The organism is Collinsella aerofaciens, from assembly GCF_032584215.1.
GTDB lineage: Bacteria > Actinomycetota > Coriobacteriia > Coriobacteriales > Coriobacteriaceae > Collinsella.
In genome coordinates, this window is record NZ_JAWHPN010000019.1 from 21,468 (window position 1) to 44,472 (window position 23,005).

28 protein-coding genes are annotated in these 23,005 nt (G+C 60.0%); 4 read left to right on the forward strand and 24 right to left on the reverse strand.

Annotated features, from left to right (window positions below):
- Positions 1-18: 18 nt before the first annotated feature.
- The 18 genes from rpsD to yqeB form a co-directional block, all read right to left on the reverse strand.
- Complete coding sequence (gene rpsD, locus RX395_RS06695) at positions 19-615, reverse strand: 30S ribosomal protein S4 (RefSeq protein ID WP_006235275.1); 597 nt, start codon at positions 613-615, stop codon at positions 19-21.
- Between the two features lie 19 nt (positions 616-634).
- Positions 635-1,039, reverse strand: a complete 405-nt coding sequence (gene rpsK / locus RX395_RS06700; RefSeq protein WP_006235274.1) for a 30S ribosomal protein S11 — start codon at positions 1,037-1,039, stop codon at positions 635-637.
- Positions 1,040-1,053: 14 nt separating this feature from the next.
- Positions 1,054-1,428, reverse strand: coding sequence for a 30S ribosomal protein S13 (rpsM, locus tag RX395_RS06705; protein ID WP_022094275.1), 375 nt, complete (start codon positions 1,426-1,428; stop codon positions 1,054-1,056).
- Between the two features lie 14 nt (positions 1,429-1,442).
- Positions 1,443-1,556, reverse strand: coding sequence for a 50S ribosomal protein L36 (rpmJ, locus tag RX395_RS06710; protein WP_006363204.1), 114 nt, complete (start codon positions 1,554-1,556; stop codon positions 1,443-1,445).
- A 147-nt stretch (positions 1,557-1,703) separates the two neighbouring features.
- Positions 1,704-1,922 (reverse strand): translation initiation factor IF-1, encoded by a 219-nt coding sequence (gene infA, locus RX395_RS06715; RefSeq protein WP_035137443.1) that lies wholly within the window; start codon positions 1,920-1,922, stop codon positions 1,704-1,706.
- 104 nt (positions 1,923-2,026) lie between these two features.
- On the reverse strand, positions 2,027-2,815 hold the full coding sequence (map, locus tag RX395_RS06720) for a type I methionyl aminopeptidase (RefSeq protein WP_316366410.1): 789 nt from the start codon (positions 2,813-2,815) through the stop codon (positions 2,027-2,029).
- The gene (locus RX395_RS06725; RefSeq protein WP_006235269.1) at positions 2,812-3,438 is read right to left on the reverse strand and encodes an adenylate kinase; all 627 of its coding nucleotides are present in this window, start codon (positions 3,436-3,438) and stop codon (positions 2,812-2,814) included. The genes map and RX395_RS06725 overlap by 4 nt, the downstream gene beginning before the upstream one ends.
- Positions 3,439-3,456: 18 nt before the next feature.
- Positions 3,457-4,743 (reverse strand): preprotein translocase subunit SecY, encoded by a 1,287-nt coding sequence (secY, locus tag RX395_RS06730; protein WP_089573561.1) that lies wholly within the window; start codon positions 4,741-4,743, stop codon positions 3,457-3,459.
- Positions 4,737-5,186 carry a 50S ribosomal protein L15 gene (gene rplO, locus RX395_RS06735; RefSeq protein WP_316366414.1) on the reverse strand — a complete coding sequence of 150 codons (450 nt, stop codon included), beginning with the start codon at positions 5,184-5,186 and terminating at the stop codon, positions 4,737-4,739. Before rplO ends, secY begins: the two co-directional genes overlap by 7 nt.
- Before the next feature lie 3 nt (positions 5,187-5,189).
- The gene (gene rpmD / locus RX395_RS06740; protein WP_006235266.1) at positions 5,190-5,372 is read right to left on the reverse strand and encodes a 50S ribosomal protein L30; all 183 of its coding nucleotides are present in this window, start codon (positions 5,370-5,372) and stop codon (positions 5,190-5,192) included.
- 2 nt (positions 5,373-5,374) lie between these two features.
- A complete protein-coding gene (rpsE, locus tag RX395_RS06745) occupies positions 5,375-5,899 on the reverse strand; it encodes a 30S ribosomal protein S5 (RefSeq protein ID WP_195364328.1) in 525 nt (174 codons plus the stop codon).
- 14 nt (positions 5,900-5,913) lie between these two features.
- Entirely contained in the window at positions 5,914-6,282 is a 369-nt protein-coding gene (rplR, locus tag RX395_RS06750) for a 50S ribosomal protein L18 (RefSeq protein WP_006235264.1), read from the reverse strand.
- Between the two features lie 75 nt (positions 6,283-6,357).
- Positions 6,358-6,894, reverse strand: coding sequence for a 50S ribosomal protein L6 (gene rplF / locus RX395_RS06755; RefSeq protein WP_006235263.1), 537 nt, complete (start codon positions 6,892-6,894; stop codon positions 6,358-6,360).
- A gap of 33 nt (positions 6,895-6,927) precedes the next feature.
- Positions 6,928-7,326 (reverse strand): 30S ribosomal protein S8, encoded by a 399-nt coding sequence (rpsH, locus tag RX395_RS06760; RefSeq protein ID WP_316366419.1) that lies wholly within the window; start codon positions 7,324-7,326, stop codon positions 6,928-6,930.
- Between the two features lie 119 nt (positions 7,327-7,445).
- The gene (locus tag RX395_RS06765; RefSeq protein WP_022094280.1) at positions 7,446-7,631 is read right to left on the reverse strand and encodes a type Z 30S ribosomal protein S14; all 186 of its coding nucleotides are present in this window, start codon (positions 7,629-7,631) and stop codon (positions 7,446-7,448) included.
- Positions 7,632-7,710: 79 nt separating this feature from the next.
- On the reverse strand, positions 7,711-8,268 hold the full coding sequence (rplE, locus tag RX395_RS06770) for a 50S ribosomal protein L5 (RefSeq protein WP_006235260.1): 558 nt from the start codon (positions 8,266-8,268) through the stop codon (positions 7,711-7,713).
- A gap of 312 nt (positions 8,269-8,580) precedes the next feature.
- Entirely contained in the window at positions 8,581-9,624 is a 1,044-nt protein-coding gene (locus RX395_RS06775; protein WP_316366422.1) for an XdhC family protein, read from the reverse strand.
- A gap of 9 nt (positions 9,625-9,633) precedes the next feature.
- Positions 9,634-10,428: a selenium-dependent molybdenum cofactor biosynthesis protein YqeB gene (gene yqeB, locus RX395_RS06780; protein WP_006235258.1), complete on the reverse strand. Its 795-nt coding sequence runs from the start codon at positions 10,426-10,428 to the stop codon at positions 9,634-9,636.
- A gap of 102 nt (positions 10,429-10,530) precedes the next feature.
- Here yqeB and yqeC point away from each other — a divergent pair, with 102 nt between their 5' ends.
- A complete protein-coding gene (yqeC, locus tag RX395_RS06785; protein ID WP_006235257.1) occupies positions 10,531-11,265 on the forward strand; it encodes a selenium cofactor biosynthesis protein YqeC in 735 nt (244 codons plus the stop codon).
- Between the two features lie 110 nt (positions 11,266-11,375).
- On the opposite strand, the gene hydA is transcribed toward yqeC, so the two are convergent.
- From hydA to dpaL, 5 genes are all read right to left on the reverse strand, one after another.
- Positions 11,376-12,743, reverse strand: coding sequence for a dihydropyrimidinase (hydA, locus tag RX395_RS06790; protein WP_316366426.1), 1,368 nt, complete (start codon positions 12,741-12,743; stop codon positions 11,376-11,378).
- Between the two features lie 9 nt (positions 12,744-12,752).
- Positions 12,753-13,367, reverse strand: coding sequence for a nucleotidyltransferase family protein (locus RX395_RS06795; RefSeq protein ID WP_316366427.1), 615 nt, complete (start codon positions 13,365-13,367; stop codon positions 12,753-12,755).
- 151 nt (positions 13,368-13,518) lie between these two features.
- Complete coding sequence (gene ygeW / locus RX395_RS06800) at positions 13,519-14,721, reverse strand: knotted carbamoyltransferase YgeW (RefSeq protein WP_195544492.1); 1,203 nt, start codon at positions 14,719-14,721, stop codon at positions 13,519-13,521.
- Positions 14,722-14,922: 201 nt separating this feature from the next.
- The gene (locus RX395_RS06805) at positions 14,923-16,308 is read right to left on the reverse strand and encodes a YgeY family selenium metabolism-linked hydrolase (protein WP_055252228.1); all 1,386 of its coding nucleotides are present in this window, start codon (positions 16,306-16,308) and stop codon (positions 14,923-14,925) included.
- A gap of 72 nt (positions 16,309-16,380) precedes the next feature.
- Positions 16,381-17,595, reverse strand: coding sequence for a diaminopropionate ammonia-lyase (dpaL, locus tag RX395_RS06810; RefSeq protein ID WP_316366431.1), 1,215 nt, complete (start codon positions 17,593-17,595; stop codon positions 16,381-16,383).
- Positions 17,596-17,872: 277 nt separating this feature from the next.
- Between dpaL and RX395_RS06815 the strand changes: the two genes are divergently transcribed.
- On the forward strand, positions 17,873-18,526 hold the full coding sequence (locus RX395_RS06815) for a helix-turn-helix transcriptional regulator (RefSeq protein WP_316366433.1): 654 nt from the start codon (positions 17,873-17,875) through the stop codon (positions 18,524-18,526).
- Between the two features lie 121 nt (positions 18,527-18,647).
- On the forward strand, positions 18,648-19,634 hold the full coding sequence (locus tag RX395_RS06820) for a hypothetical protein (protein ID WP_316366435.1): 987 nt from the start codon (positions 18,648-18,650) through the stop codon (positions 19,632-19,634).
- 130 nt (positions 19,635-19,764) lie between these two features.
- On the opposite strand, the gene RX395_RS06825 is transcribed toward RX395_RS06820, so the two are convergent.
- The gene (locus tag RX395_RS06825; RefSeq protein ID WP_316366437.1) at positions 19,765-21,888 is read right to left on the reverse strand and encodes a DUF262 and DUF1524 domain-containing protein; all 2,124 of its coding nucleotides are present in this window, start codon (positions 21,886-21,888) and stop codon (positions 19,765-19,767) included.
- Here RX395_RS06825 and RX395_RS06830 point away from each other — a divergent pair.
- On the forward strand, positions 21,827-23,005 hold a 1,179-nt coding region (locus RX395_RS06830; RefSeq protein ID WP_316366439.1), incomplete at its 3' end, for a restriction endonuclease subunit S. The genes RX395_RS06825 and RX395_RS06830 overlap by 62 nt on opposite strands.

Below are 23,005 nucleotides of genomic sequence, written 5' to 3' on the forward strand. Positions count from 1 at the left end.
CTCAGCAGCCCGGATGGACTACTTAGAGTAGAGCTCGACGATGAGCTGCTCGTTGATATCACCGCTGATCTGCTCACGCGTCGGCAGAGCGAGCACGTTACCAGACAGCTTCTCGATATCGACCTCGAGCCAGCCAGGGACCTCAAAGCGCTCGGAGGAAATCAGGGCCTCCTTGATGGGGAGGAGGTCACGGAACTTCTCGCCGACAGCGACGACGTCACCGGCCTTGACGCGGTAGGACGGGATGTCCACGCGCTTGCCGTTCACGGTGAAGTGACCGTGACGGACGGACTGACGAGCCTCTTTGCGGGTGCGGGCGAAGCCAAGACGGAAGACAACGTTGTCGAGGCGAGACTCAAGGATGATCATGAGGTTCTCACCGGTGACGCCGTTCATCTTACGGGCCTTGTTGAAGTAGCCGTGGAACTGCTTCTCCAGAACGCCATAAATAAACTTGACCTTCTGCTTCTCGCGCAGCTGCATGCCGTACTCAGATTCCTTGCGACGGCGCTTGGGCTGACGGATAGATTCCTTCTTGCTGCTGTAACCGAGCTCAGCGGGATCGATCCCGAGCTGACGGCAGCGCTTAAGAACAGGAGTCCTGTCGATTGCCATATTGATACGATCCTTTCAGTTACACGCGGCGACGCTTCTTGGGGCGGCAGCCGTTGTGCGGAATGGGGGTCTTGTCCTGGATGCTCGAGACCTCGAGGCCAGCAGCCTGGAGGGAGCGGATGGCGGTCTCACGACCGGAGCCGGGGCCCTTGACGAAGACGGAAACCTTCTTCATACCGTGCTCCATGGCCTGCTTGGCAGCAGCCTCGGCAGCCATCTGGGCAGCGAACGGCGTGGACTTACGGGAGCCCTTGAAGCCCACCTGGCCAGCCGACTTCCAGGAAATGACGTTGCCCTGGGGATCGGTGATCGAAACGATCGTGTTGTTGAACGTAGAACGAATGTGAGCCTGGCCCACGGAAATGTTCTTACGGTCCGCGCGCTTCAGACGGGCAGCGCGAACGTTCTTCTTAGCAGTAGCCATCTATCTAGCGCTCCTTATTTCTTCTTCTTAGCACCGATCTGACGCTTCGGGCCCTTGCGGGTACGAGCGTTAGTGTGGGTGCGCTGGCCGCGGACCGGGAGGCCCTTGCGGTGACGAAGGCCGCGGTTGCAGCCGATGTCCATAAGGCGCTTGACGTTCTGGTTGCGCTCACGGCGGAGGTCGCCCTCAACCATGATCTGGTTCTTATCGATATAATCGCGGATGGCGTTAACCTCATCCTCGGTGAGGTCCTTAACGCGCGTATCCACGTTAACGTTGCACTCGACGCAGATCTTCGTCGCAGTGGTGCGGCCGATGCCGTAAATGTAGGTCAGACCGATCTCAACGCGCTTCTCACGCGGGAGGTCGACACCATTAATACGGGCCAACGTAGTCTCCTCTCTTAACCCTGACGCTGCTTATGACGGGGGTTCTCGCAAATGACGAGGACCTTGCCATGGCGCCTAATGATTTTGCACTTATCGCACATCTTCTTGACCGAAGGACGTACCTTCATCGTTCTTCCTTTCGGTAGCGCTCAAACTACTTCCCTACTATCTACTCGCCCAGCCGCAGGCGTTTAAAACTATGGCTGGTCTTCACACGCAAACCGACCGTAGGTTGAGCTAAGCCTGCAGTCGGAAAAGAGCGTGTATGCGTGCCGCTATTTATAGCGATAGGTGATGCGGCCGCGGGTCAGGTCGTACGGGGAAAGCTCCACGACAACCCTGTCACCGGGGAGAATGCGGATGTAATTCATTCGGATCTTGCCAGAAATGTTGCACAGAACCGAATGACCGTTCTCGAGCTCGACCTTAAACATGGCGTTGGGCAGCGGCTCTTTTACCGTACCCTCGAGCTCAATTGCGTCTTCCTTCTTCACAAGCAATCATCTTTCTCTAGAAAACGACAGCGATTGAGTATTTTACAACACGTATGTACGCATCGTAATAACTTCGTAATGGCTCCACAACTAAGTGGAACTTGTTACATTTCTCCGCCTTGGAGCGAACACCAAGCACCTTGCGCATCCGTGGTGAGAATCACCGGGCCGTCATTGGTAATGGCGACGGTGTTCTCGTAGTGCGCGGCGGGCAGGTGGTCGTTGGTCGTGACGATCCAACCGTCGGAGCCCGTGCTCACATGGTTGGAACCCATCGTAACCATCGGCTCGATGGCAATGACCATGCCGGCCTGGAGGCGAACGCCCCTCCCCTTCTTTCCATAGTTAGGAACGTTGGGGTCCTCGTGCATCACGCGGCCAATGCCATGGCCCACATAATCGCGAAGCACGCCGTAACCGTGAGACTCGGCGAGGGACTGAACGGCATAACCGACGTCCCCGATATGGTTACCGGGAACAGCCTGCCCGATGGCAGCCTTAAGGCAATCACGCGTGACCTCGCACAAAGCCTTGGCTTCGGGCGTGGGGGTGCCGACGAAAAACGTCCAAGCGTTATCGCCGACCCAACCGTCGACAACGGCTCCCGTATCGATGGAGATGATATCGCCATCGCGCAGGATCATGTCGGGGTTGGGAATACCGTGGACCACGGCATCGTTGATCGATGCGCATATGGTCCCCGGGAATCCGCCGTAGCCCTTAAAGGCCGGGGTGCCGCCATGCATGCGGATAATCTGCTCCGCGAGCTGATCGAGCTCAAAGGTGGAAACGCCGGGACGCACCATGGCTCCAACGTGGCGGAGCGCCATCTTAGATAGCGCTCCTGCCTTCTTCATCTGCTCGATTTGCGTTGCAGACTTAATCTTGATCATAGACCGAGAGCCTCTTTGACATCCCCGTACACGGTCTCACGAGCCTGGTCACCGTTGACCGACTTGAGCAGACCCTGGCCACGATAGTAGTCGACGAGCGGACTCGTGGACTTCTCGTAGACGTCGAGACGGTTCTTGATGGTCTCGGGCTTGTCGTCGTCGCGCTGATACATCTCGCCACCGCACTTGGGGCAGGTAGCATCGGCAGCGGTGCCGGTGTAACCGCAGGCGCGGCAGGTGCGACGCGAAGACAGACGATCGATAATGACCTCGGGGGCCACATCGACCAGAAGGGCACAGTCGATCTCACGACCCATGGCGGAAAGCTCGGAATCGAGCGTCACAGCCTGGGCGGTGTTGCGCGGGAAGCCGTCGAGGATGAACCCCTGTTGGGCGTCATCGGCGGCAAGGCGCTCCTTGACAAGGTCGATCACGAGCTGGTCGGGAACGAGCTCGCCAGCGTCCATGTACTTCTTAGCCTGAATACCAAGCTCGGTGCCACCCTTGACGGCAGCACGCAGCAGGTCACCCGTGGAAATATGGGCGACGCCAAACTCGGCGACGAGCTCCTGTGCGACGGTGCCCTTACCGGCACCCGGAGCTCCGAGCAATACGAGGTTCATGAGCAATCCTCCTCTAGCCTATTTAAAGAATCCATCGTAATCATACATCTTGATCTGGCCTTCGAGCTTATCGACCGTGTCGAGCACGACGCCGACCATGATGAGGATGGACGTGCCGCCAAATGCCTGGATCAGATGGTTACCCGTGAAGGAGAAGATGATCGAAGGCACGATGGCGATGAGCGCCAAAAAGACAGCGCTGGGAAGCGTGATCTTGTTGAGCGCGTTCTTGATGTAGGCCGCGGTAGCCCTACCCGGACGCACGCCCGGAATAAAGCCGCCCTGCTTCTTAAGGTTGTCGGCCGTGTCATCGGGGTTGAACACCATGGAAGTGTAGAAGTACGCGAAGAATACGATGAGGACAACGTTAAGCACCCAGTTGAGCCAACCGGTCGAAAGCGCAGAGGCAACTGCCTGAATCCAGCCGATGCCAGGGAAGAACACGGCAATCTGGGCCGGGAAGTACAGCAGCGCCGAAGCGAAGATGATCGGCACGACACCCGCGGTGTTGACCTTGATGGGCAGGTAGGTGGTCTGGCCACCCATCATGCGACGGCCTACGACGCGCTTAGCGTAGGAGACCGGGATGCGGCGCTGGCCGCGCTCAAGGAAAACAATCAGCGGGATGACCAGCAGGATGATGGCGCAGATGATCACCATGGTGATGATGCCACCGGCATTGCCCTCGGTGCTGGAGAAGATCGCCTGCGGCAGGCCGGCCATGATGTTCGCAAAGATGATCAGCGACATGCCATTGCCGATACCGCGCTGGGTGATGAGCTCACCAATCCACATAATCAGCATGGCGCCCGCGGTGAGCGTGCCGACGACCATGAGATCGAAGATGATCTCGGGAGCGCCGGCTCCATTAAAGCTGATGCCGAAGCTCTTAAAGAGGAAGAGGTAACCCACGGAGTTGAGGATTGCCAGAGCCAGGGTGAGGTAACGCGAATACTGCGTAATCTTGGTCTGACCGACCTCGCCCTCGCGGGCAAGCTCATGCAGGGAAGGCACAACGGCCTGGAGCATCTGGAGGATGATCGAGCTGGTGATGTAAGGCATGATGCCCAGAGAGAACACCGAAACATAGCTCAACGCGCCACCAGAGAAAAGATTCAGGAGGGCCATAGCACCTGCGGCGACCGAATTGTTATCGGTCGAGAAAAGGCCCAGCATCCCCTGGAAGGGAATGCCGGGCACAGGAACGTGCGCACCAATGCGGTACACGACGAGCATAGCTATGGTAAAAAGAATCTTTTCGCGCAATTCTTTGATGCGGAAAGCATTCTTAAGACCATTTAGCACGGCAGCTCGACCTTTCCGCCGGCGGCCTCGATCTTGGCCTGCGCAGAAGCGCTGACCTTGTCGACCTTGACCGTGAACTTCTTGGTGAGCTCACCATTGCCGAGCACCTTGACGGGCTCGAACTCGCTCTTGATGATGCGAGCGGCCTTAAGAGCGGCACCGTCGATCACAGCGCCGTCCTCGAACTTGCGCTCGAGGCGCTCAACGTTAACAGCGGTGTACTCGATACGACGGGGGTTGCGGAAGCCCGGAAGCTTGGGCAGGCGCATAGCCAGCGGAGTCTGGCCACCCTCGAAGCCGGCACCCTTGGTGCCGCCAGAGCGGGAACCCTGGCCCTTCTGACCGCGGCCAGAAGTGGTGCCGTGACCCGAAGAATTGCCACGGCCGACGCGCTTGCGGTTCTTGGTGGAACCGGGCGCGGGAGTAAGATCGTGAAGCTGCATTTGCTACTCCTCTACAATCTCGACAAGGTGCTTGACCTTGAAGATCATGCCGCGGACGGACTCGTTGTCAGCAATCTCGCGAACCTCGCGGATCCTGTGGAGACCGAGGGCACGGACAGTACGGACCTGGTCCTGCTTGCAACCGTTGGTGCTGCGGACCTGCTTGATCTTGATGGTGTCAGCCATGCTTAGTTCTCCTTACCGACGAACATCTCGGAGACCGTCAGGCCACGGCGAGCCGCGACGTCCTCAGGGCTGGAGAGCTCCTTGAGGCCCTCGACGGCAGCCTTGATGATGTTGAGGCCGTTGTCGGTACCGAGGGACTTGGACAGGACGTTCTTGATGCCAGCAAGCTCGAAGAGGGGACGCACAGCGCCGCCGGCGATAACGCCGGTACCCTCGACAGCGGGCTTGATGATGATGCGGCCGGCACCAAAGTGACCGAGAACCTCGTGCGGAATGGTGCCCTGGTCAGTCACCGGCACGTGGAACATGTTCTTCTTGGCATCGAGAGACGCCTTGGAGATGGCCAGGGGCACCTCAGCGGACTTGCCCATGCCAACGCCGACGTTGCCCTTGCCGTCGCCAACGACGACGAGAGCGACGAGGCTCATGCGACGACCACCCTTGACGGTCTTCGACACGCGGTTGATGTAAACGACGCGCTCCTCGAACTCGGAGGCCTCGCGCTGCTGCTTCTGATTACGAGCCATGTGCTACATACCTCCTAGAACTCGAGACCGGCGGCACGAGCACCGTCGGCGAGGGCCTTGACGCGGCCATGGTAGATACGGCCACCGCGATCGAAGGCGACCTTGGTGATGCCGGCCTCGATGGCGCGCTTGCCAACGAGCTGACCGACCTTCTCCGCAGCCTCCTTGTTCGAGGTGTGGGTGCCCTTGAACTCGGCCTCGAGGGTCGAGGCGGAGACGAGCGTCAGGCTGGAGCCCTTGCTGTCGTCGATGATCTGGGCATAGATGTTGGCGTTAGTACGGGTCACGCGAAGACGCGGACGCTCGGAGGTACCCGAGACCTTGCCGCGAACACGACGCTGACGACGCTTGAGGCCTTCCAGCTTCGCCTTATGCTTGTTCATACGTAAACTCCTAAAAAGGTTGATCTTGCCAGCACCTGACGGGGTGCTGGTCTTATGCGAGTGAGTCGGTTACGACTACTTGGCGGCCTTACCCAGCTTGCGGCGGATGTGCTCGCCAACGTAGTGGATACCCTTGCCCTTGTAAGGCTCGGGAGGACGATGGCCGCGGATCTCAGCGGCGATCTGACCGACCTGCTGCTTGTTGATACCCTTGACGTTCACGTGGGTGTTGTCGGGAACCTCGAAGGTGATGCCCTCGGGAGCCTCGACGATCACGGGGTGCGAGAAGCCCAGGGAGAACTCGAGGTTCTTACCCTTCTGCTGCACGCGGTAACCGACGCCGGCGAGCTCGAGCTTCTTCTCGAAGCCCTCGGAAACGCCAACAACCATGTTGTGGATGAGGGCGCGCGTGAGGCCGTGGCGGGCACGGGTCTCACGCTCGTCGTCGGGACGGGAAACGGTGAGGACGTTGTCCTCGACGTTGATAGCGAGCTTCTCAAAGACATCGAGCTCGAGCTGGCCCTTGGGGCCCTTGACGACAACGTTGTTGCCGTTGACTGCCACTTCGACTCCGGCGGGAATCTGGACAGGCTTATTACCGATACGAGACACGGTGATCTCCTTTCCTTCTACCTACCGAGCGAATTACCAGACGTAAGCGATGATCTCGCCGCCGACGTTGTGCTTGCGAGCATCGCGGTCGGTCATGACGCCATGGCTGGTGGAAATAATGGCGGTACCAAGGCCACCGCGGACGCGGGGCATGTCGGCAACGCTGGTGTACTTACGCAGGCCCGGCTTGGAAATGCGGCGGATGCCGTTGATGACCTTAGCCTTCTTGGGACCATACTTAAGCGTGATGTGCAGAGTCTTCTGGGGAACGGTGTCCTCGACATCGTAGCCCTCGATGTAGCCCTCCTCGTGCAGAACACGAGCGATCTCGACGAGCTTCTTGCTGCTCGGCATGGAGACCGTGGCCTTGTTCACAGAGTTAGCGTTACGGATGCGCGTAAGCATATCTGCGATCGGGTCTGTAAGGTTCATACAGATTCTCCTTCGTTCTTGATGAACACGTGCTCTTGGTTCTTCGCCGCCCTTAACGGCAAAGCCTTTTTAGCGCGTTTTCCCTGTTCCAAACTGATGCTTGAAACGCTGGTAGTGACTTACCAGCTGGCCTTCTTAACGCCGGGAAGCTCGCCCTTGAGTGCAAGCTCGCGGAAGCAGACACGGCACAGGCCGAACTTGCGGTACACAGAGTGCGGACGGCCGCAGCGCTGGCAGCGCGTGTACTCACGAGTAGAGAACTTCTGCTTGCGATTGCACTTGACGATCATCGATGTCTTAGCCACTTATATCCTCCTCACATAGAGTATTGTTCGCCCCAAGCGCCGCCCCCTTGTGGGGACGGCGCTTATAGGGCAGGTGAACCTATTTCTTGAACGGGAAACCGAAGGCGTCCAGAAGGGCCTTGGCCTCCTCATCGGTGTTGGCGGTGGTCACGAAAGTGATGTCCATACCACGCTGGTGATCGACGGAGTCGAAGTCGATCTCGGGGAAGATGAGCTGCTCGGTGACGCCCATGGAGAAGTTACCACGGCCGTCGAAGCTCTTGGCGGAGATGCCGCGGAAGTCGCGGATACGGGGGATCGCGACGGAGGTCAGACGATCGAAGAACTCCCACATACGGTCGCCACGCAGGGTAACCTTGCAGCCGATCGGCATACCAGCGCGCAGGCGGAAGGTAGCGATGGACTTGCGGGCACGGGTGATCATCGGCTGCTGGCCGGTGATGGCGCGCAGGTCGCGCACGGCACCGTCGATGGCCTTGGAATCGGTAGCGGCCTCGCCGACACCCATGTTCACGACGATCTTCTCAAACTTGGGGATCATCATGACGTTCTCGTACTGGAACTTGTCCTGAAGCTGCTGCTTGACCTCGTTGTTGTACTTGGTCTTCAGACGCGGCACATACTTCTCTTCTGCCATTGTTCACTCCTTCTTGGGGTTTTAAGCACGGGGCGTGGCCACGATGGGTTGTCCTCGTGCCTCCTGGCTGCATCCGCGCCGCTCATGGCATTTTGCGGTTTGGACTCGACACAGCAGGAGCCGACAAAACAATCGGTACTATACGCGCATCGGGAGCGTATTTCCAGAAAAACCTCGTCTGCCTGCACAACTCCACAACTCCCCCGCACAAATGGGTCCCAAAAAGCAGTTGCGGTGAAATAGGGACTGTTGGGCGGCCTAACAGGCTTAAACAATCCGTATTTCACCGCAACTTAATTGGTGGGGATGCGATTAACGCTTGCGGGGGACGAGTTTGGTGCGGCGCAGGTGGATCATCTCGGCGGCGATGGAGATGGCGATCTCCTCGGGGTCCTCGGCCTCGATGGCAACGCCGATCGGAAGGTGCAGCTCGTCGATCTGGTCCTGCGTAAAGCCTTCCTGCTCCAGGCGGGCGCGCACAAAGGCCGTCTTGCGGCGCGAACCCAGACAGCCCAGGTAGGCAGGCTTGGCACGCATGGCCTGAATCACCACGTCGATATCGGACTTGTGCCCCGCCGTGGCGACGACCACCAGATCGCGCGGGCCGATGGGGCACTGCTTGCTCAGGTTCTTGTAGTCGACCAGACGACGGTCGTAGACACCGGGCACCCAATCGGGGGTCAGCGTGCCGGGGCGGTCGTCGCACGCCACGACGGCAAAGCCCGCCGCCGTGAGCACCCGCGCCGTCGCGGCGCCCACGTGGCCGCAGCCAAAGATATAGGTCAGCCCCTCGGGGCAGAGCGTCTCGATGTGCGCGGGAGGAATCTCGGAGGCGGCATTGGTGTAGGTAACCTTACTCCCCTCTTCCGTCAGCGAAAGCCCGGGGCAACCCACAATGGTGCGGCGCGACTCCTCGCCATGGTATTCGGCAGCGTCGCTTTCGAGCGCGCTTGCGATAAACGGCTCAAAGTCGATGACAAAGTCGCCGATGCGCCGATAGACCAAGACGTCGGCAATTTCCTGGAACAACGGTGCCTGAGTCGCATCCAGATGCAGGTAGCACAGGCAGATGGCTCCGCCGCAGATCATGCCGGTATCGGAGTTCTCGCTGCCCATGGTGTAGCGGACCAGACGCGATTGCCCCGCGGCCAGCAGCTCTCGCGCCTCGTCCAGCGCAAAGAGCTCGATCTTGCCGCCGCCGATGGTGCCCGCCTGGCTACCGTCGGCAAAGACGGCCATCCAGGCGCCCACGCCGCGCGGCGACGACCCCGCCGTGCCGGCCACGACCACGAGCTCGCACATCTCGCCAGCACGCAGGGCGACAAGCGCCGCATTCACAACATCGAGCTTTTCCATTGCCGCCTTCTATCCTCTAAAGATATCGGTGAGCATAGCGAGTGCCTCGAGCACGCCGCCGCCGACCGACGTCGCCTTGTCCGAAATGTAGTTGATATAGCTGGCATCGCCGCGCGGATCGACATCGGCGCATTTAAAGCCCTCAGTCACCCGCACGCCGTTCGCCAAAAGCCCGCGCAGACAGCCATCGATCTGCGTGCACATGGGCGTATCGTCCGCGTAGCCAATCACGTCTCCGGCGCTCACGATGTCGCCGATTGCGCGGTCGGACCGAAACACGCCGGCGGCGGGGCTGTGGATAACGCGCTCCTTGCCATAGCCGGCGATCACGCCCGGCACGCCCGTGTTGGGCTGGGGCGAGCCCTGGGTAATGACACGGCCCAAAAAATGCCCGCGCATGGTCTCGACCACGGCGTCGCAATCGACCGGCGCGGTAAAGCCCGGCCCCACGGCGATGACGGTAGGCGCCATGTCGCGCGTGGTGCCCAGGTTGCGCTTGGCCAGAATCGCGTCGACCACAGCCGCGGGTTTAAGCTCATCGAGCATCTTGGCCTGAGGGTCCACCACGACGGCAACATCCCCCGCTTGGGTAATCTCGAGCGCCTCTGCCGGCGTCTGCGCCAAGCGAGCGCGAATGCCCTCGACCTGGACCTCGCCCAGACGAATAGCCTCGCAAAAACTGATTGTGCGGCGGATGCACGTGGGAACCGCGATATCGGCCATAACGACCGACACGCCGGCGTGCACCAAGCGAGCGGCGACACCCGTGGCGATATCGCCGGCGCCGCGAACATAAACGAGCATTCCCGGGGCACCTCCCTGTGCTACGGTTTGAGCAGAGCAAAAGCGGTTCGACCGCTACTCTGATGATTATTTATTATCACAGTATTATACGGCGGTGAACAGATGGAAACGGTTAGCGGCAATCTTGCCTCGGCGCTCAGGATCGAGCCGGGCATTACCGCGATTATCGGCAGCGGCGGCAAGTCGACGTTGCTCAAAACGCTGGGTCTTGAGCTCATGCGCGCTGGCGGCCGCGTGCTCCTCTGCACCACCACGCATATGCTTCCCGTTGCCGGCGTGCCATGGGACGGGTCGAATCGTCGCCTGGACGCCGCGCCTTGGAAGCCGGGCGCCTCGCATGTCCCCGGTTGCACCTGCGAGGCATGCGCGGGCATGAGCCGCGGAAGTATCTGCCAGGCGGGTGTTTTGGACCCGGAGACGGGCAAACTCTCCTCCCCTGCCGAGCCGCTCGACCAGCTGGCGCAGCGCTTTGACTACGTCCTGGCCGAGGCGGACGGCAGCAAGCGGCTCCCGCTCAAGGCGCATGCCCCGTGGGAGCCGGTCGTTCCCGCCGGCACGGCCAACGTCATCTGGCTCGTCGGCGCCTCGGGGCTCAGCAAGCCCATCAACGAAGCCGTCCACCGCCCCGAGCTCTTTTGCGAGCGTTGCGGCTGCGAGCTCACCGACATCGCCACGCCCGAGCGCGTCGCCCAGGTGCTCAATGCCGAGCTGCGGATGCTGAACCTCAACAATGCCCGTATCATGCTCAACCAAGTCGACACGCTCAGCGACCCCACGATGGCAGATCGCTTCGAGGCAGCCCTCAACCGCCCCCTCATCGCCACCAGCCTCAAGTAGCCGGCCCCATCTCGTCAGTTGCGGTGAAATACGGACTGTTTGGCCGCCTAACGGCCGCAAACAGTCCGTATTTCACCGCAACTGCGGAGGGGAATCCGGTGATCTTCCTGCTAGCGGGGGACGTAGCGGCCGGGCTGGGCTCCGGTGGGCTCGCCGTCGCACGCGGCCAGCACGCCGTTCACAAACACAGCCTTGGCGCGGCCATGTGCCTCAAAGCCCTCGAGCGGCGTGTAGTCCACGGCCTGATGCTGCGTCGCGGCGCTGATCGTCCAGCGTGCCTGGGGATCCCACACGCACACATCGGCATCGGAGCCCTCGGCAAGACAACCCTTGCGCGGATACATGCCAAAGACGCGCGCCGGGTTCTCGCTCATCAAGCGGCACAGATCCTCAGGACCCAGCTGTCCCTCAAAGCTCGTAGCGATCGCGACGGGGCGATGCTCCACACCGGGCCCGCCGTTGGGAATCGCGCGGAAGTCGTCGCGCCCGCGGTCCTTTTGCCCATGCAGGTTAAAGCTGCAGTGGTCGGTCGCAATCGTATCGATCTCGCCGGCCACAAGCGCCTCGCGCAGTGCCGCACGGTCACCCGCATGGCGCAGCGGCGGGCTCATCACATATTTGGCGCCCGCAAAGCCGTCCTCGCCCTGCTCCAAATAGCACGTATCGTCGAGCATCAGATACTGAGGGCAGGTCTCGACATAGATATTCTTCTGCCCGCGCGCCTTGGCGGCACGGATGGCCTCGAGCCCCAGCTTGGTCGAAAGGTGCACCACGTTGACCGGTGCGTCGCCGGCCAGGTGCGCCAGGTATAGCAGACGGCTCACTGCCTCAGCCTCGCACACATCCGGACGGCTGAGCGCATGGCCCTCGGGCCCGTGGATACCCTGCTCAAACACGCGCTTCTGCAGCTCATTCACCAGCGTACCGTTCTCGCAATGCACGCACAGGATACCGCCAATATGCTTGAGCTCCTCCAGCACCTCGAGCGTCTCGGCATCGTCCAAGCGCAGGTGGTCGTAGGCAAAGTAGGTCTTAAACGACGATACGCCCGCCTCGCGTATGGCCGAAAGATCGGCGCGGTTGCGCTCGTTCCACTCGGCGAGTGCCATATGAAAGGCGTAGTTAGCCGTGCAGGTTCCGTCGGCGCGGCGGTGCCACTCGGCCAAGGCATCGGGCATGGTCACGCCGCGATCGGCCGTCGCGTAGTCGACGATGGTCGTCGTACCGCCGCAGGCAGCCGCGCGCGTGCCGGTCTCAAAGCTATCGGCTGTCCAATCCATGCCGGTCCAGCACTGCATGTGCGTGTGGCCGTCGATAAAGCCGGGAAACACCCAGCAGCCCGCGGCATCCTCGACGGTATCGCCCTCGGCCGGCTCAATCGCCGCGGCGATCCGTACGATCTTATCGCCATCCATGGCAAGATCGGCGCGGCGAAGCCCCTGGGGCGTCACGAGCGCGCCGTTTTTGATGATGATCATAATTGCTCCTTATTGATTGATGCAGTTGGCCACGCGATCAAAATACGAGCAGGCGGCGATATGCTCCGTTATGCGTTGCTGTCCCTTGGCGGTATCGACGTCCCACAGCTCGTAGGCACGTGCCTCGACCAGCATCACGTCGGTACGGTCCTTGAGGATCGAACCGCCGCCGTCCTTGCCCTCAAGACACATAAGCGCATCGAACAGCTGCCTAGGAAAGAGCACCGGGCTCGAAGGCTCGCCGTTGCACGCAAGACGCACCGGATGCTTGCGGCCACGCTCGTCAAATGCACGAACCATAGCCTCAAAAGAATCCGAACTCACGAGCGGCTGGTCGCCCGGCAAAAAGAGGCAACCTTTCCAGTTGCGTTCGACCCCCCACGAAAGGCCCGCGCGGACGCTTTCGCTGCGCAGCTCGCCATCGTGCAGCACGCACGGGCAATGCTTGTCCTCGCAAATCTGGGCGACCTCGGGCCAACGCGTCGAAACCACGGCGTCAAAGCCCTGGGGAACCGAATCGATGGTCCGGGCAATCAGCGGCTCGCCATAGATATCGGCGAGCATCTTGTTAGAGCCAAACCGCTTGCCCTCGCCCGAGGCCATAATCACGCAACCGAGTTTCATGGCGATACCTCCCCTGAAACCATCGTACCCATAACTCGCGCCGCGGGGCATCTACATCGAAAGCGCTTATCCCGCATGCCCCGATGCAAAAAAGGGGGCACCCCGCCGGTTGGCAGAGCGCCCCCTTTACATGGCTTACCTCAGCCCAGCTTTAGGCCTGGAACCAACGGGCGGTGTTGCGCTCGTCGAGGGCCTTGAGGGTAGCGGCGGGATCGGCAACCTTCTGCAGGAACATCATGGCAGCGATGGCGTACGGCTTGTAGCTGGCCTCCTTGTACATGCCCACGCGGTGCATGTCGAAGACGTCGGCGTTGACCTCGCCGTGCTCGCAAGAGACACCGGAGATGTCGGCGGGCAGCGGGTGCATAAAGATGGTGTCCTGGCCGTTGGCAGTCTTCTCCATGAGCTCGGTCGTGGAGCACCAGTCCTGATGGGTGGCGTTCTGGGCGAGCAGCTCCTTCTCGAGCGCTGCGATGCCGGCGTCGTCGCCCTCGGCGTACAGGTTGGTGCGCTTCTCCATGGCGGCAAACGGAGCCCAGCTCTTGGGGATCACGATGTCGGCGCCCTCGAAGGCCTCGGCCATGGTGTTGACCTGCTTAAAGGTGGTGCCGGACTCGGCGGCATAGGTCTTGGCGCGCTCGACGACCTCGGGCATGAGGTCGTAGCCCTCGGGGTGAGCCAGGGTGACGTCCATGCCAAAGCGGGGCAGCAGGCTGATCAGCGACTGCGGGCAGGACAGCGGCTTGCCGTAAGAGGGCGAATAGGCCCAGGTGACGGCAACCTTCTTGCCCTTGAGGTTCTCGAGGCCGCCAAACTCGTTGATAAGGTAGAGCATGTCGGCAGAGGACTGCGTGGGGTGATCGGAGTCGGACTGCAGGGAGATGAGCGTGGGACGGTGATCCAGAACGCCGTCCTCGTAAGCCTGCTGGACAGACTCGGAGACCTCAGCCATGTAGGCGTCGCCCTTGCCGATGTACATGTCGTCGCGGATGCCGATGACGTCGGCCATGAAGGAAATCATGGTAGCGGTCTCGCGGACGGTCTCGCCGTGAGCGATCTGGGACTTCTTCTCGTCCAGGTCCTGCAGCTCAAGGCCGAGCAGGTTGGCAGCCTTAGAGAAGGAGAAGCGCGTACGGGTGGAGTTGTCGCGGAACAGGGAGACGGCCAGGCCCGAATCGAAGATCTTGGACGAAACGTTGTTCTCGCGCAGCTCGCGCAGAGCGTCGGCGACGATGTAGAGCGCCTTGAGCTCATCGGTGGTCTTGTCCCAGGTGTGCAGGAAGTCGCTGCCGTACATACCCTTAAAGTCGAGGCCGTTCAGCTGCTCGACGAGCTCGGTAAACTTGGCGTCCATGGAAATGTCCTTTCTAAAGGTGAAACGATCGCAATGAGTAGATGCGCTCCGGCATGCGCGTGTGGCTAGAACATGCAGAACGCTATGACGAGGACCCGCCACCGTCGAGGAAGCATGGGAGATAACGACCGCGGGCCCCAAGTCAACAGGAGGCACCGGGGGCATAAACTGTCCCCGGCTCAACAAGATCGAGGAATGGGACTAGTCGATTTTGTTGTTGGTCAGACCGGCGCGGAACACGGTGGCATCGCCATCGGCCTGGCTCGGATCGTAGAGGTTCAGGGCAGCCACATACATGGCGGCAGCGGTGACCAGGTCGTCCTTGTAGGTGACCTCGTTGGGAGCGTGAGCCTGAGACTCGGCACCCGGGCCAAAGCCGACGCAGGGGATGCCGTAGCGGCCCTGGATGGAAACACAGTTCGTAGAGAAGGTCCACTTGTCGCACAGCGGACGACCGGTGCGCTTGTCCATGCTGGGCTCGCAGCCGATGCGCTCGTCACCGAACATGGCCTTGTGGGCGTCGACGAGGGCCTTGACGTGCGGAGCGGTCTCCTTGTTGATCCACGTGGGGAAGTAAGCCTCGGTCTCGTAGACCTCGCCGGTCCAGGACGGACGGTCGTACATGTACATGGAGACCTTCACGTCGTCGCCGTACTTCTTGGCGGCCGGCAGGTTGCGGATCTCGTCCAGGCAGGACTCCCAGGTCTCGCCGGCGGTCATGCGACGGTCGATGGAGATGGCGCAGGAGTCAGCGACAGCGCAGCGGCTGGGGCTGGTGTAGAAGATCTGGCTGACGGTGCAGGTGCCGCGGCCCAGGAAGCGGGCGTCCTCGAAGTGCTCGGGGTTGTACTTGGGGTCGAGCATCTTGACGAGGCCCTTGATGTCGGTCGACTCGTCGCAGCCGTTGTTGTTGAGGGCGCGGACGTCGGCGATGATGTCGGCCATCTTGTAGATGGCGTTGTCGCCGCGGTCGGGAGCGGAGCCGTGGCAGGAGGTGCCGTGAACGTCGACGCGGATCTCCATGCGGCCGCGGTGACCGCGATAGATGCCGCCGTCGGTGGGCTCGGTGGAAATGACGAACTCGGGCTTAATGCCGTCCTTGTTGTAGATGTACTGCCAGCACATGCCGTCGCAGTCCTCTTCCTGGACGGTGCCGACGACCATGATCTTGTAGCCCTCGGGGATGAGGCCCATGTCCTTCATCATCTTGGCAGCGTAGGTAGCAGAAGCCATGCCACCCTCCTGGTCGGAGCCGCCGCGGCCGTAGATGATCTCGTCGGTCTCGTAGCCCTCATAGGGATCGGCGTCCCAGTTCTCGATGTTGCCGATGCCGACGGTGTCGATGTGGGAGTCGATAGCGATAATCTTGTCGCCCTCGCCCATAAAGCCCATAACGTTGCCCAGGCCGTCGACCTTGACCTCGTCATAGCCAAGGCTCTCCATCTCGGCCTTGATGCAGGCGACAACCTCGCCCTCCTCGCAGGACTCAGAGGGGTGAGAGATCATAGCGCGCAGGAAGCGAGTCATATCAGCACGATGGGACTCAGCAGCAGCCTTGATAGCGTCGAAATCGAGTTCTTTAGCCATTGTTCTTAACCTTTCAAACGAAGGAATCTACCTGTGAGGTGGCGGAGCGATACCTATTTATTCCGCCCAGTATTAGCAAGTGGGGTATTCGCCTTCCCAGACGATGCGGCGGTACTGGTCGGGGTCCGTGTCACCTTCCGTGGAGAAGCAGAGCACGGAGCTCGTCTTGTCCAGGCCGATGAGTTCCTTGAGCTCGGCGTACTCGGGATCGAGCATGAGGGTCTCGACCAGGCCGGTGGTCACAGCGCCGGACTCGCCGGAGATGACGCGCGGGTCGCCCTTCTCGGGAGCGCCCAGGGTGCGCATGCCGCGAGCGGTGACCCAGTCGGGGCAGGACACGAAGGCGGTGGCATGGTTGCGCAGGATATCCCAGCCCAGGATGTTGGGCTCGCCGCAGCACAGACCGGCCATGATGGAGGGCATGTCACCGTCCACGATGCGCGGATCGCCGTCGCCAGCGGCAGCGCCCTTGTACAGGCAGGCGGCAGGCGCGCACTCAACCACGACGAAGGTGGGCGGGTTATCGGGATACAGGTTGGTGAAGTAGCCCACCACGGCGCCGGCGAGCGAACCCACGCCAGCCTGGACAAACACGTGGGTCGGGCGGTTGATGGCCATCTCGCGCAGCTGCTCGGCAGCCTCGGAAGCCATGGTGCCGTAGCCCTCCATGATCCAGGACGGGATCTTCTCGTAGCCCTCCCAGGCGGTGTCCTGAACGATGACGCCACGCTCGCAGGCGTCAGCCTCGGCGGCAGCCATGCGCACGCACTCGTCGTAGTTGACCTCTTCGATGGTCACCGTGGCGCCCTCGGCGGCGATGTTATCGAAGCGGGGCTTGGTGGAACCCTTGGGCATGTGCACGACGGCCTTCTGGCCCAGCTTGTTGGCAGCCCATGCCACGCCGCGGCCATGGTTGCCGTCGGTAGCGGTAAAGAATGTAGCCTGGCCAAAGTCCTCGGCCAGCTGATCGGAGGTCAGGTAATCGAAGGTGCAGTCGGCAACGTCCTTGCCGGTCTCGTCGGCAATGTAGCTGGCCATGGCAAACGAGCCGCCCAGAACCTTAAAGGCGTTGAGGCCAAAGCGATAGCTCTCGTCCTTAACGCACAGGTTGGACAGGCCTAGGCGCGCGGCCTGGCCGTCCAGGCGGGCAAGCGGAGTGACGGTGTACTGGGGGAACGACTGGTGGAAGGCACGGGCCTTCTTCACGTGGTCGAGACTCATGATTCCCAAGTGCTTGTCATCGCTCTTGGGCATCGTGTTGCTCGCCCACTGGATCTTATCGGCCATACGGTGAACTCCTTAAGTCCTCTCTTGCCGGCCCCCGCATACGCGTTTCAGCCCGATCCCATTCACACGGCTGAACTTTTATGTGGATGCCAAACAAAAAGTTTGTTAGTACTGTTCTATCACACTTTTTGATTGGCATACCTAACGAATTGTTTGTTGCCGTAATCGGTACTTTTTCGCCGCCGAACGGTCACACAACGCAGCAACGCTTTCGTTATTTGCGAACAGGTGTGGTTTATGGCACAGTGAGCCCAAACTAATTTTTAGGAAGGTACACATGACCCCCGCACAGATTGAGTTTTACAAGCGCCTCGCACACGGCCTGGCGCTCCAATTTGGCCCCAACTGCGAAGTCGTCGTCCACGATCTGGAGACCGAGGACGTAGACCACTCCATCGTAGTGATCGAAAACGGCCACGTCAGCGGGCGCAAACTGGGTGACGGCCCCAGCCATATCGTGTTTGAGTCCATGCACGAGGGCGCCACCGATGTACACGACCGCGAGCCGTACCTCACTAAAACCACCGACGGTAAGCTGCTCAAATCGTCGACGATCTTTATCCGCAACGACGAGGGCAAGCCCGTCGGCATTTTGGGCATCAACTTTGACATTACGCTCATGAAGGCTTTTGAGCGCTCGCTCGATGCCTTTACCGGCACCGGCGGCACGGGCTATACCGAGCCCGAGCCCATTACCAAGAACATCGGCGACCTGCTCGAGGACCTGCTGCACGAGTGCGAGCAGTTTGTGGGCAAGCCCGCGGCACTCATGACCAAAGACGAGCGCATTCGTGCCATTGGCTACCTCGACCGTCGCGGTGCCTTCCTCATTTCCAAGTCGAGCGAGCGCGCCTGCGAGTTCTTTGGCATCTCCAAGTACAGCTTCTATAGCTACCTCAATGAGGCCAAGGCGGCGGCCGGCAACAAGTAGGCACTCGCCTGGATTGCCCTCCCTTTTGGGCGCGAGTTCTGGAAAGCACGAATCCAAGACCGAGCCGCTTGGGAAGTTCCATATAATCGATGTCATTAGTATTTCGAAAGGATGGAACAGAATGGCGTTGAGCAAGGCATCATGCACCGGTCGCGGATTGATTCCGGCAATTGGTGGACATGTGCACCGCATGTTCGATGAGGGTGAAGACGACCTGTTTTCGCTGAGCCTTGACGACGTGATGGATGATCGCCCGTGGACCGCCGACGAACTCATGGGCGGCGGGGCTCGCCCGTCAAACCCCAATCCCGCACTTGCGCCCAAGTCCGCATCTGCGCTGACTCCTGCGCAGTCGCCCGTTTCGACGCCCGCGCCTACGCCCGCACCCACTTCGGCGCCCACACCCGCTCCCCGCCCCGCAAGCGACCCGTCCGAGACGGCGGCATTTCTCGCTGCAGCGACGCAGGGCAAATCGGCCGACAGCACCGTTATGTACAGCGCCCAGCAGTTGCCCGTTCCTGCGGCACGCAAGCCTCCGGTCGCAAGGCTCGATGAGCCCGTTGCCCATCAGGTTGTCCATGATTCCTGGGCTGCAGCCGATCTGGATGAGACCTCTACCGGCATGCCGGCGCTCGATGTTCCAGTTAACCCGCTTTTTGCCGCCAACACGAGCGCCGCGGACTATGAGGGCGGTGCGGCATATTCCGATTATTCCGATGGCTATGCTGGCAACGGTCGCATCGAGACCGAGGATTATGGCACCGCATCGAGCGATTATCTCAACGATCCGTACGCTGCCACGCCCGCACCGGAATATGACCCGGAGGCCGCGTCCGCACCGGCTTATACCAAAAGCACGGGCGAAGAGCGCTTCGCCGATTATTACGCCAAGGAAAAGGCGCTGCGTTTCTCGGAATTTCCGCAGGCAGTCAAGGTTGCCTTTATCGCCATTGTCATTGCCCTGCTCGGCGTCATTGCGTTTGAGGGATTCCAGCTGTTCCGCGGCCCCACCCAAGCGGAGTCGGAAACCCAGCAAAAAGAGGACGATAACCAGTACCTGGACATCAACACCCTCAAGGGCGACCCCAACGACGGAGACGACGAGTAACAGATGCCGAAAACTGAGGGCCGTAAACCAAATCAAGCGACTCGCGGGATTGTGGGGGCGTAGACGGGCGAATGGGCCATCGACGATTTTGAGCTGGCAAGGGCCGGGAACTAGATTCCCGGCCTTCAACCTAGCACTGCTTTATGAGATCGAGCACCGCAGGAATGTCATCGGCATTCCGAAGCGCAACGTAAGTGGGTAAGCCCGGGCCAAATCCACCCTGCGTACGCTTGTCCTGGCACATGTCCTCTGGATCCGTTAGATCATCCACACTCTTTGCCAAGCCAACGGCAATCCAACCACCGTTGCTGGTCCTGCCTTCTAGCACGGCATGCAGTTTTCGCTTGCCCGACCTGAAGCCTACATAGTACTTAGCTATGTAGGACTCCCACGAAGGGTTACCACTCAGAACGGACTCGCGCACCTCATCGAAAAGCTTCTGATTGAGCCCACCTTCGGCAAAAGTGGGGTGGTTCTCCTGCAGAGTCCAGACAGGAGCCTCGTCAGACTCCCCACGAGAAGGACGGTACTTGTCGACGACGTCTGCCGGAAGGTCGGGATACTTCCATATCTCGCACGCTTCTTTCGCCAGCTCGTCCGCGCGCTGCCCAATCTCTTCCTCACCCCATTTTTCATGCGAGACAATCGATTTGTTTAGGTAGAGCGGGCTGCACTTAAATCCGACGTCAGGCAGATTGAGCTTGTCCGAGAACGACCGGTTTGAGTACTCCTGGTTGTAGCCCGTCAGCGTAAGATTTCCCAAGTTGTTGCACAGCCTGTCGTGGACGTCTTCCCAGTTCTCACCAAGCGATTCCTTCCAGCCGTGCTCATCATCGATCGTCTGGGGCATGATGTGCTCGATCTGGTAATCGTCGGCTGAGATGGACTCCTTCGGGTGGTGCCAGTTCTCCATGCGTTCCAGGTAATAGCGCTTTTTAGAGAAGCGGTTGTAGCAGTCACGCGTCTTAAACTCCTCGACAAAATGCTCGTCTGTCGGAAAGTATGCGGTCATACCGCTGCTGTGGATAAGGAGCATCGCCGTAACGTACTCCTCGATATCGTCCTGCTGCTCGAGATTGCGATACATGCCGGCAAAGAAATTATTTAGGCCCGTGGTAAGTCTGCCGCAAACCGCTCGCCTGAACAGAAACGACTCGATAGTCTCGCAGATACGTAAAAACGCATTGCGGTCTAGTCCATTCCCCTCGTAAACCGAATAAAGCAACATTAAGAGGGGCCTTATCTGCTTCACGTCGAGGCTTACGATTCTGCCGAACACTCGGTGCAGTCCGTCGTCCTTCTCCTTACCAAGGAACAGACTGGCGTATCTATGTGCATACCCGCGCAGCTCCTTAAGCAGACCCTCGGTGTCACCATCGTAGTCGTCGGCGAAATAGCGCTTAAACTCGTAGTAGGCCTCGTTCTCCTTCGGCATCCTATTGGGAACTTTAAGCCACAGCCAGTACCAGATAAATGCATTGAACTCTTCTTCGCCGCCTTTTCCGAACAAGCGCTCGAGCGGATGCCAGTAACCCTCGTAGAGCTTGGTCTGCTCGTCGTTGGGAAGCGACATAAGAACGTAGTTACGAATGAGGTCAATAGGCGTGAGCGGCTTACCCTTGGAGTTCATGGACTCAAATATGAGCTGGGCATTATCGACGCCAGCGGTGAGCTTAGTGTCGATGACCTGCACGCGGTTTAGCCCCGCCCAAAGCCTTGCAGGGTCGAATGATTTCCCGTGCATCTTTTCACGGAAGAACGCGTGGTTCTCGACAATGCGATCCGATTTTTCATCTGGCACGGGAGACCCAGACACGATGGAGAACAGCGTCTCTTTATCGTCCTGCGAAAGCACCAGCTTGTAGCGCGCCAGACCGTTGTAGTCATCATCGTTAAAGAGGTAGTTCTTCCGCAGCGCCGAAATCTTGAGATCGCCAAGGAAGCCGGCCTTGTCGGGATTACCCTCCAGATAGTCAGCCAAGGCAGCAATCATCAACGAAAACGTCGTCATGCGCTGCTGACCGTCAATCAGAAGCACGCGCGAAATGCTCGTGGCAGAGCTCTCGGACTCGGGGATATAAAGCATCGACCCCACGAAGTGCGGTACGCCATCACGGCCCGCTCGCATGACGTCATCCCAAAGCACCTCGCACTCTTTTACGCTCCACGAGTAAACTCGCTGGTACACGGGAATGACAAACTGCATCTTCGCTACGCCCATAAGGTCGAGCAGATTCGCCTCGGTTGCTTTCATTTGCGGTTGCCCCCTCTTCTTGTTATGCGTCACTTACCGTCAGTCCTCCACTGAACGGAGGGCGCTAAAGACGAGAGCATCGAAGCGCAGAAGCAACCGGGATGCTCATATCGTAAGATTTAAAACGCTTGTTGCGAACACAATTGAACGCCTGATCGGTTCCGATGGCTCCCCCTATGAGAAGAGGGTGGACGCCAGGGGCCGCGTGACTAGCGATAAGTGCATCACGAGCGAAGTGCCGTTTGAGGAGCTGCCCGAGGGGTGGTGCTGGACGAGGTTGGAAAGCGTTGCCCAAATCCTTAATGGCGACAGGGGGAAGAACTATCCAGCAAAGTCGAAGCTGCACGATTCCGGAATTCCTTTCGTTAGCGCTATCAATGTAGAACGAGGCGTTGTTTCGGAAACGAGCATGCTCTATATGACGGAAGACCAATACGACCTGCTTAATGCTGGGAAGCTGGTACATGGCGATATGGTTTTCTACATACGAGGGTCCCTAGGTAAATTCGGCATCTTTCCTTTCGAACGAGGCGCCATCGCGTCTTCGTTAGTAATTGTTAGACTGATTGACAGCATTGGAATATCCGTTAAATACCTAAGCGCCCTATTTGACTCAGCGTTAACAGCGGCAAGCATAAAAAGATTCAACAACGGAACTGCCCAGCCAAATTTGTCGGCAGCTAATTTCCAGTCGTTTTTATATCCTATTCCGCCCCTCGCCGAACAGCGCCGCATCGTCGAGCGGGTGAACGAGCTCATGCCCCTGGTCGAGGAGTACGGCGAGCTCGAGGGCGCCCGCGAGGAGCTCGACGCCGCGCTGCCCGGCCGCCTGCGCAAGTCGGTGCTGCAGCTGGCGGTTCAGGGAGGGCTCGTGCCGCAGGACCCCGCAGACGAGCCCGCCGGCGTCCTGCTCGAGCGCATCCGCGGGCAGCGCCGGCGGCTCGTGGCCGAGGGGAAGATGAGGGCCCCGAAGGGCGGTGAGTCGATCATCTTCGCCGGTTCCGATGGCCGCCGCTATGAGAAGAGGGTGGACGCCAGGGGCCGCGAGTCCGATCCGGTCTGCATCGAGGACGAGATCCCGTTCGAGATACCCGAGGGATGGGAGTGGGCGAGGCTG